General features: G+C 37.4%; 9 protein-coding genes and 1 pseudogene. 4 read left to right on the plus strand and 6 right to left on the minus strand.

The window, feature by feature from the left end; genetic code table 11:
• Positions 1 to 10: 10 nt before the first annotated feature.
• The gene (locus BV375_RS28750) at positions 11 to 973 is read left to right on the plus strand and encodes a glycosyltransferase family 10 (RefSeq protein ID WP_086766858.1); all 963 of its coding nucleotides are present in this window, start codon (positions 11 to 13) and stop codon (positions 971 to 973) included.
• A 12-nt stretch (positions 974 to 985) separates the two neighbouring features.
• Here the strand turns inward: BV375_RS28750 and BV375_RS28755 are convergent, their stop codons facing one another.
• On the minus strand, positions 986 to 1,954 hold the full coding sequence (locus BV375_RS28755) for an Npun_R2821/Npun_R2822 family protein (RefSeq protein ID WP_086766860.1): 969 nt from the start codon (positions 1,952 to 1,954) through the stop codon (positions 986 to 988).
• 432 nt (positions 1,955 to 2,386) lie between these two features.
• Between BV375_RS28755 and BV375_RS28760 the strand changes: the two genes are divergently transcribed.
• From BV375_RS28760 to BV375_RS28770, 3 genes are read left to right on the plus strand one after another with little or no spacing between them, the layout of a single operon-like run.
• Complete coding sequence (locus BV375_RS28760) at positions 2,387 to 3,358, plus strand: Npun_R2821/Npun_R2822 family protein (protein WP_086766862.1); 972 nt, start codon at positions 2,387 to 2,389, stop codon at positions 3,356 to 3,358.
• Between the two features lie 9 nt (positions 3,359 to 3,367).
• Positions 3,368 to 4,258, plus strand: coding sequence for an Npun_R2821/Npun_R2822 family protein (locus tag BV375_RS28765; protein ID WP_086766864.1), 891 nt, complete (start codon positions 3,368 to 3,370; stop codon positions 4,256 to 4,258).
• 16 nt (positions 4,259 to 4,274) lie between these two features.
• A complete protein-coding gene (locus BV375_RS28770) occupies positions 4,275 to 5,306 on the plus strand; it encodes an Npun_R2821/Npun_R2822 family protein (protein WP_086766866.1) in 1,032 nt (343 codons plus the stop codon).
• Positions 5,307 to 5,619: 313 nt separating this feature from the next.
• On the opposite strand, the gene BV375_RS28775 is transcribed toward BV375_RS28770, so the two are convergent.
• The 5 genes and pseudogenes from BV375_RS28775 to BV375_RS37805 all read right to left on the minus strand — a co-directional run.
• Positions 5,620 to 5,994, minus strand: coding sequence for a hypothetical protein (locus BV375_RS28775; RefSeq protein WP_086766868.1), 375 nt, complete (start codon positions 5,992 to 5,994; stop codon positions 5,620 to 5,622).
• 52 nt (positions 5,995 to 6,046) lie between these two features.
• Positions 6,047 to 7,771, minus strand: a complete 1,725-nt coding sequence (locus BV375_RS28780; protein WP_086766870.1) for an AarF/ABC1/UbiB kinase family protein — start codon at positions 7,769 to 7,771, stop codon at positions 6,047 to 6,049.
• A 345-nt stretch (positions 7,772 to 8,116) separates the two neighbouring features.
• Entirely contained in the window at positions 8,117 to 8,551 is a 435-nt protein-coding gene (locus tag BV375_RS28785; protein WP_086766872.1) for a hypothetical protein, read from the minus strand.
• 97 nt (positions 8,552 to 8,648) lie between these two features.
• Positions 8,649 to 9,359 (minus strand): GDSL-type esterase/lipase family protein, encoded by a 711-nt coding sequence (locus BV375_RS28790; protein WP_208099210.1) that lies wholly within the window; start codon positions 9,357 to 9,359, stop codon positions 8,649 to 8,651.
• Positions 9,360 to 9,428: 69 nt separating this feature from the next.
• Positions 9,429 to 9,611 (minus strand): annotated as a pseudogene (locus BV375_RS37805) (hypothetical protein); the annotation flags it as partial.

Consider the following 9,611-nt stretch of genomic DNA (forward strand, 5'->3'; position numbering starts at 1 on the left):
TTGCTAACTTATGCATAAAAAAGTTATAGGTATGCTAACTGGATATACCTCTGCCAACCAAAGTGATTGGCTATGGCAACAAACACCAAATTTTTTCGGGATATGGAACAATATTCAAATGCTAGCAACAGCACCCAATCCTGATTTTTTACTGTTATATAATTTCGCCGGCATTAGAAAAGAATTCAAAAAGAAAAATTGGTTTGCTAAATCAGAGTTACAAAATGTCCCTTATCCAGAAGAAGAGATGCAACCACTACTAAGAGGAGTACCGAAAGAGCGAATCATCTTTCTCTGGCGTGAACCACCTCTAGAAGAAGTTATATCCACAAATTTAGCTTGCTATCAATGGGCAAAAAACTATTGTGGCTATATTTCTGCACCTGATCATGCAGCACCAAATCCAGATTATATGCCTGCTATTTGGTATCATTCTAATTCCTTTCGCGATCTGAACGAAATGGGTGTTCCCGAAAAGCTCCGCATTTGTAGTTGGATTACTTCTGGAATCAATCGCACCACTAACCATCGGCAACGCTTAGAGTTTTTACGTCTGGTACAATCAAGCCAAATTGATTGTGATTTTTATGGACGAGATTTGCCAAGCTGGGTAAAAACATCTGGGAAGCTAGATAATAAATGGTATGGAATGGCACCGTACTACTACAACTTGGCAATTGAAAATTATGCTGATAATAGTTGGTATGTGAGTGAAAAATTATGGGACTCCCTTTTAGCTTGGTGCTTACCCATTTATTATGGGGGCCCGGCGGCTGATAAACTATTACCACCGGGGAGTTTTTTAAGATTACCTAGCCTTGATGAAAAGGGATTAAAGTATATCCAAGAAGTCACTGCAACGCCTGATGCTTGGTATGCTGCTAAAGATGCGATCGCAGAAGCTAGACAAATTATCCTTCACAAACTCAATCTTCTAGAATGGATTAATAATTTTGTGAAAAATTGCTCATAATTCTGATTTTATCTACCTTTCATCAAGAAATCTATAATACAGAAATATATCTTGATAAGGAATAGTACTAATCTGCCATTTGTATAACTTATCAACAAAATATGCTAATTGTTTTCTGAAAGGTAAATTCATCTTTTCCCACTGACATAAACGCCGTAACCGTTCATTTTTAATCCCCATATAATGTAAATAAGTCAATTTCTTCCCCTTGTCATACAAAATATGATTTTTATCTTCAAAATGATTCGATGTAATGCATACACCTGTGTTGTAACCAGATGTTTCATCTAAGGTGAAATTATATAATTTTAAATTTTTCTTTATAGTCATGTAGTTAAGTTTAGTTTGTTCACTTAACCAAGTTCTAAATATTTTTATATCTCCATTCGCAAGTTCTTGAAGAAAATATTCTAAATCTTGTTCGTTAATTGCGCCACGCTTCGATGCCCAAAATCCTCCACAATGAAAACGATTTGCTAAAGCTTCTTTAGAATACATATCTTGAAAAGCTTCAAAATAATAGTCCACTTCTTTCAACCTAATAGATGTAACTCTCTGATAATCATGAACTACAAAATCATATTCGTCTAATTTTTTAAATACATGGTCTAGAGATTGAAATATCAAAGTATCTAAATCCAAAAAAACAAATTTGTCAAAGATTCCATCAAATGCACAATATTTTCTGTGCATTGTTAAAACTTCTGCTTTCTTCTCAGTTACTCCTTCATAAGGATAGTTAAAATATAACTTATCAAATTCTTTAATAAAGTTATCCCACTTATCTATTGATTTATTATCTTCAAATAAAAAAGTATTTTTTCTTTTAGCTATAACTTTCTTGATTAACTCCATTTCTTCATTAAATGGAATTATGCATATAGGTATATCTGGGCTATAGTTAAGGTTGATGCTATTAATCAAAGCTATAAGTTGATCGCAAACAACATCATTAGCCAATAAATATATTCCTTTGTTCATAGTTATTTCTGTATGTAAGCTACTTCCTAGCATTAATATAACCAAACAACTACTAGTTGTCTATGAACAATAATAAATTTACAAAATCATGAATTAAACTTAGTGAAACAATATTTATTTTAGGTAAAGTACTTGTCATATAAAAGATTTATAGGTTATAACGTAATCAATATATTTACTGCAATTTTTACTTCCATAAGTGGAAATTAAAATTGCTATAATTATCTATTTAATTATTAATGGACAACTAATAATCATAATAAATCAGCTTATCGTATTTATCACTTTAAAGAATTACAGAAAGAATTAATTATCCACCGATAAACGCAGATGAACACTCATACGTTTGTACCTCAGCAGACTAGGAAATGCTATATACGACGCCAATTTCATGAATGGTTAACCAATTTTGTTATTCAGCGCTCATAAAATATGAATGGTATTTGTACCCTTGGCAATGACTATGTTTATGACCAACTAATTGCTTTGCTCAATAGTATTGATGTGATACTAGGTTCGGATATCCCTGTCTGTATCTATCCTTTTGATGAGCAAACCCAACGGATTGCTGACGCAATAGCTAAGCGTCCTAATGTATTCTTATACGATAATCAAGAATCTATTAAACGCTGGGATAAATTTATGCTAGAGGCTAGCCCTGCTAGCATGAATAGAAATAAATATAGAATTTATGGTGGTCATCGCAGATTTTGTGCTTTTGATGGGCCATTTGATAGATTTGTTTATTTAGATGCTGACACTTTAGTGATGAATTCACTAGATTTTGTATTTGATAAATTAGATGAATATGATTGTGTCGTTTATGATTTCCAGTTTAAACATCCAGACAAAGTTTACAATATTAAATCAGATAAATTATTTGAAGTATTTGATAAGAATCGCTTGTTAAAAGAAATATTCTGTTCTGGATTTTATGCTTCTAAGAAAGGATTGTTTAACCAAGAAAAAATAGCAGAATTATTATCCTATCTTCGATCAGGAGAAAGGAAAATACTTTATCCTACAGGCGACCAACCAGTTCTTAACTATATTTTTATGAGGTCTAGTACATCCGTTTATAACTTTGCTCATCACTTACCTGATAACCAAGTTACAGGCTGTACTGTAACTTCTAAGCATTTTGAGGAGATAGACAAAATTTTATATGACAAGGGCAATCGACTAACTTACTTACATTATATTGGCGTTCCTCCTCACATCAATCAAGCAGTATGTGCTGGAGAAAATATTGAGTTTCCCTATCGAGAATTATTTCTTTATTACCGCTACTTACACGAACCTGAAAAGCGTCCAGTATTCCAAAATAGCCCTAAACCTTATGATGCACCACTACCTAATTTATTCACCAGAGCTTTGAGAAAATTTAAATTAATAATTCATTAAGGATAATTTATGAATCGGGGAATTTATATAGTTGCTAACGATTATGTTATTGATAATGCCATTGCTTTACTCAATAGCATTCGTTATTATGATCAGGAAGTTTTGGTTTATCTCATACCTTTTAATGATAATTATCAGAAAGTAGCAGATAAACTTAGCACATTACACAATGTGCAAATCTTTCCAAACCTAGAATTGATTGAGGAATTTACTAAGCGGATAGGTGAAATTTTTGATCGAAATTTCCTTGCTTTACCAAACAAAATGCGTAAATTGGTAGCATGGTTTGGACCCTTAGACGAGTTTATTTATATTGATACAGATATTGTTGTCTTTGAAAAAATTGCCGACAATTTAGAGAAACTTTCTGAAGTTGATTTCTTCTGTTGCGATTATCATCATGCTAATGACAAGCTACGCAATATTTTTTCTTCAGTGATTAAAGAGCAGCAGATTTTTTCAGATAATCAACTTGAAGATGTTTTCAATAGTGGTTTTTGGGCTTCACGAAAAGGCATTATTTCTGAGTTGCAGATGGATAAAACTTTGCGTGAATGTGCTACACATCGCGAATATTTTGATTTTTCTGAAGGAGTGACAGACCAACCTATTCTCAATTATCTGGTTCTCAAATTAATTGCCAAACGCGGTAATCTTGTGAAAATTCCTGGGGGAGGACCTGGTAGTTGGGCTGGTTCACGAAATTTCCAACAGCAAGACTACGCGCTTTATGACCGAGGACAACGGCTGAAATATCTGCATTGGGCTGGAATAAAGATGAAAAGCAATAGTCCCTATTGGGAATTATGGAATCACTATCGCTACCTTCATGAGGGTAAATTTGCTTTTATTCCAAAACTAACTCGTCGTTTATTCCCCTTTGTTACTGCCCATACTTGATAACAGGAGTATTCCTATGGATGGTATTTACACTCTAGCTAATGATGTGGTCTATGACCAACTGGTTGCTTTACTCAACAGTATAGAAGCTAATGCAGGTAGAAAAATTCCGGTTTGTGTCATTCCATATAACGAGCAGTTAGATAAGGTAAAGGCAGAGATCGCAGCAAGGGATAATGTTAGCTTATTTGAGGATTATTCATCTATAAAATATTGGGATAACTTTGCTACCCAAGTTTGGAAAAACTATCCCAGAGCACAAAAAACTTGGCGAGAATGGGGATTTCCAGAACTCTATCGTCTACCAATGCATCGAAAACTATGTGCCTTAGAGGGTGAATTTGATAAGTTTATTTATTTTGATGCAGATACTCTGTTAATGGGGCCTATTGACTATGTATATTTAAAGTTAGATAAATATGATTGGGTCACAAATGATTTTCAATATAAATCAGAATTAAAATATGTCTTTGACGGTCCGCCAGAGTTAATCCAAGAGATTTTTCCAGCAGAAAAATTACCATCTCATATATTTTGTGCTGGTTGGTTCGCGGCTAAAAAACAAATTTTTGCTCGGGCTACTTTAACTAATCTCCTAGATAAATTACAGTCTGGTGAGGCCGATGTTATGGCATTAGGAGGGCCTGACCAATCTTTATTTAACTACATTGTATTAAGAAGCGGAATTTCATATTATAACTTTGCTTACGACGATCCAGAAAAAGCAACTGGCAACCACTGGAGTTCTAAATTTGATGTCCGAGAAAACGTTCTCTACGACCAAGGGCAAAGGCTGACATATCTGCACTATATGAGTATAGGTGCGTCAGCATTTACTAAAGTTTGTGCTAGTGAAGATGTGAATATTCCCTACCGAGATGTATTTTTGCATTATCGTTATTTAAAATCACCCGAAGACAGACCTCAGACTTTTCATCGTCCAAATATACTCACAAGATTGCAAAATAATACTAAGAATTTTTTACAACAAAAAACTAACAATATTAAGCTTAACTATCGCAATTTTAAAGATAAAATTACTCAATAAAGAAAGCCCACCATCGCATCATAGTTTTTACTGGCGATGAGCAAATACATTAATGATTTAGCGAGTAAATTATCCTACCCCTAAGAGTACTCCAAGTAAAAAAATGCTCAATTGTCATTGCGAGCAAAACGGAGTGTAACTTAGCGTCAAGCCTTCTCCTAGCGGAGACACTACGCGTAGCTTGCTTAAGCATAGGGGTACGGCATAGCTTCGCTTAGCGCCGAAGGCGTTCTTGCAGAGTAGCAATCTCAAGCTCTTTGTGATTGCTTCATTCGCAATGACAGGTTTTGGATTATTTATTGTTTGGAACACTCTAAGACAGAGAATCTAAATCTAGAGCTTGCATACCTCGGCGCTCTGCAAATTCCAACATGCTTCCCAATTGTACCCAAAGTAGCAAACAAGTCAGTAAACTAACTGGCAAGCCAACTCCTAAAGCGAGGAGGGCGGGAAAGCCAAATATTCCTAAACCTGAGGAGAGAAATAAGCAAATACCACCAGTTATACCAAGAAATGGCACAATGAGTTGTTTTAGAGAGGAACGCGGTTTAGTATTTTCTATACGATCGCTCGGCCATTTCTGAACAATTACTTTCAAAGTACCAGATAAAGCTATGCCAGAAGTTAATGCTGTTAAGAAACCAACAAGTAGTAGGAAATATGGTGGATGCAGAGGGTAATAGTACATGAACACTCCTAATTTGTAAGGAAATTGAAAAGTAATTGGGCGTTTTTACTTATTAGTTTTGACTTTGTGCCCCATTACCACCAAAAGTCATAAAGGATGTAGCTTTTGGTAGTATGGCCGCTGCGCCTTCTCTAGATAACTCTGTTAACAAACCGATCGCTACATTTAACAAACGATTTGGCTGTAAGTCATCTTTTACTAGGTTCCACAGGCGTTGAACTTCTTCTGTATGCAGACGGTCATCTTCAGTGAGGGCCAGCACCAATTGCTTACGCAGAAACTTACCTTCTTCAGATAGGAGAAATTGCAAACCCATCTGTGCTGTAGGTAAGACATCAAAATTGTCATCAGTACGAGCGATCGCAATTAAATTCTCTAAGCGCTGCCACTGGAATTTACCATCTTTAAACAGCACATTTAGTAACCGTCGCTTTAATTCGGGAGATTCTCCTGTCAGCAATCGTCGTGCAATATAGGGATAACCCACCTCAACAATTTTGAAATTAGGATTGAGACTCAGAGCAATACCTTCCTGCGTGACTAGCGAACGAATAATCAAAGCAAACTTCGCTGGAACTCGGAAAGGATATTCGTACATCAGTTCCGAAAACTCATCGGTAATCGTTTTGAAGTTAAAATCCCCAACGTTTTTGCCGATGGCGTTGCCTAAAACTGATTCTAGTGCTGGTACAATTGGGCAAATATTTGTGTCTGGTGTCAGAAAGCCCAACTTCACAAAGTCTGCGGCTAAGTCTAAGTAATCTTTATTTACCAAATGCACTAATGCATCCACCAGAGTTTCTTTAGTCGTTTCTTCCAATTGATCCATCATTCCGAAGTCTATGTAAGCCATACGACCATCGCGCATGGCAAACAAATTCCCCGGATGGGGGTCAGCATGGAAGAAACCGTGTTCTAATAACTGTTGTAACCCTGAGGTGACGCCTATTTTGATGATTTCCTCTGGGTCTAAACCTGCTTCGCGGATACTTTTTGTATCTGTTAGCTTGAAGCCGTTAATCCATTCCAGGGTTAAAACACGGCTATTGGTATAACGCCAATAAATACTTGGGACTTTGACATTGGGGTCATCGCGGAAGTTATGTGCAAATTTTTCCGCGTTGCGACCTTCATTGATGTAATCGATTTCCTCAAATAACTTAGTGCCAAACTCGTCCACAATTAAGGTGAGGTCGTGACCGAGATTGAGGGGTAACCAAGGCGCTAGCCAACTTGCTGCCCAACGCAACAGATACAGGTCACGTGTCAAAATTGGTCGTAAGTTAGGGCGTTGCACCTTTACTGCTACTTCTTCGCCACTGAGCAAGCGACCGCGATAAACTTGACCCAAGCTAGCCGCTGCTACGGGTTTAGGTGACAGTTCGGTAAATACTTCGCGAACTGGGCGATCGAGTTCAGTCTCGATAATCTGATAGGCTAGTACATTATCGAAAGCTGGCAATTGGTCTTGCAGCTTGATCAATTCTTCTAAGAAGTCTTTGCGTATCAGATCCGGCCTGGTCGATAGGGCTTGACCAACTTTAATAAAAGTAGGACCAAGCCGAGTGAGCAGTTCTCGTAATTGAGTGGCGCGTTTTCTCTTGTTCTGCTCTACTTGATTTTGCCATTCATCCCACTTTAGACTCAGAATAAATCCTGCAAAAGACCAGATAATTGTCAGTAAACGCCCCCACGCCAGCCAGGGACGGTAACTATAGTAACGAGCGATCTCGTCTGGATTGTAGCGCCTTAGCTGAGCAGATTGATACTGACCCACGCTTTTATTTGCCTCTTCAACTGGGAAATTTACACTTTTTTGTTGGTTTCCAAAATTACTTGCTTATTGCAAGTACCAGATACCAATAGTTCTTATAAAACACAATAAAGATTTACCCATTTCTGGATAGTTTTTACGGCAATATTTCAGCCTACTTTACTGCTGAGTTTTTGTTATGTTTTTCTTAATTATACTTTAGAAAACTACAAATATTCCCTCTCTATCAGGATTTTGGGTATTTATGTGATATTAAATACATTTTAAAATAGGGTTTTTACTGCCGAAATAGTCAAGGCTCAAGGTCAATAGTTTAGTTACTTCTTCCTCTGCTCCTTACCTTATTCCTTATAGCCACTCCCCACCCCGGAAACGCCAACGAGGAAATATAATACGCATGAGGCTTTGGGAGGCAATGAAAACTGCTAGCCACACAATGCTGTAATGCAAAAGAAAGACTTGTGGTGGTAGTTCTTCTTTAGGTACGGGTATTGGTAAAAAGCCAAACAGTTTTACCCCACAGAAGAGAAAGATAAATTCCCACATTCCTGCAAAGAGTTGATAAGCTGCGGGCCAGTCTCTATCCCAACGGAATTTTTGCAGATAGTTATAAAGTACATCCCAACCCAAGCCGAAGATGGCAACATAGGCAAGTATCCAGAAATAAACTGAGTTAGGACCTGGCCCAATTAAACCTACTGCAAAAGGTAACGACACTAATACACCTACAGTTGCCAATAGTAATAATCGAGTTTGCCACCGACCAAATAAAGTTGGAGTCATAACAGTGCTGAGTACTGAGTTTAATTGAGCTTTATCATACTCATATTAAAAAACTCCACAATCTTGTGGAGCTTTCCGTAAAAATGAGAAATATTGTTTAAATTGCTACGAGAGAATGATAAGTGGCGAGTGCTTCCCAATTGATAACATCCTCTAATAAAGCTTGATAGCCTATGGTGTTGGGGTGAAGTCCATCGTCACTGATGCGTTTGCACCTCCAAAGTTCACCGCGTTCTATCCATTGGTCGAAAATATCGAGATAGGGAATTCGGCGTTTATTGCAAGCAATTCTAGTGGCTTCTTTGTAGCGGTACTGATCGGCATGATTGTAGTAGAAGCAATCGAGAAATGGCATTTTGGTTTCATCAACTGGAACCATACCAACAAATACTACAGGGCAGAGTTGTTGTGCTTGTTCTAGTAGCTCGGCTATTTGCGATTCAAATAAAGCAAAATCTGTATAATTTCTTCCATTGGGACGAGCCAACCGCGCTGAATCATTTACTCCTACCGACAAAATAATCAAGTCAGGGACACGATTTCGCAGTTCACCTCGATGGCGAAATTCTACTTCTAGCCTTTGGGCAACTTGCTGAGTGCGATCGCCTCGTACTCCTAAGTTATAAAGAACATGACCAGTACTATCCGGTAACATCCACTGTCGCCGTAGTTGTTCGACCCAGCCTCCTTTGTCCGGATCGCCAAAGCCATACACTAAGCTATCCCCCAGTGCGATAATCTTCAAAGGCTGACAATGGTTTGGTGGTACAGACAGCTGCATTGAGGAAGGTCGCTCGAATGTTTGCATCTTAAAAAAGACTATATTTTATATCTTTACAAGATTCTATACATTTCTACACCATTACAGAGTATCTTTCTACTCCCCTGCTTGGGAAGAGTTGATAAAGTAAGGAACTAATGCATCTTTTCGAGGCCAGTTGCGATAGAGAAAGCGAACTAGCAAGGGCAGTGAAATCAGCATGAGTACAATGCCAATCCACCAACTAAGTAAGTGGGCAGGAAAATTCCTAAATATGTAACGAAAAGTTAAACAGAGCAA

The organism is Nostoc sp. 106C (assembly GCF_002154725.1).
Taxonomy (GTDB): Bacteria; Cyanobacteriota; Cyanobacteriia; order Cyanobacteriales; family Nostocaceae; genus Aulosira.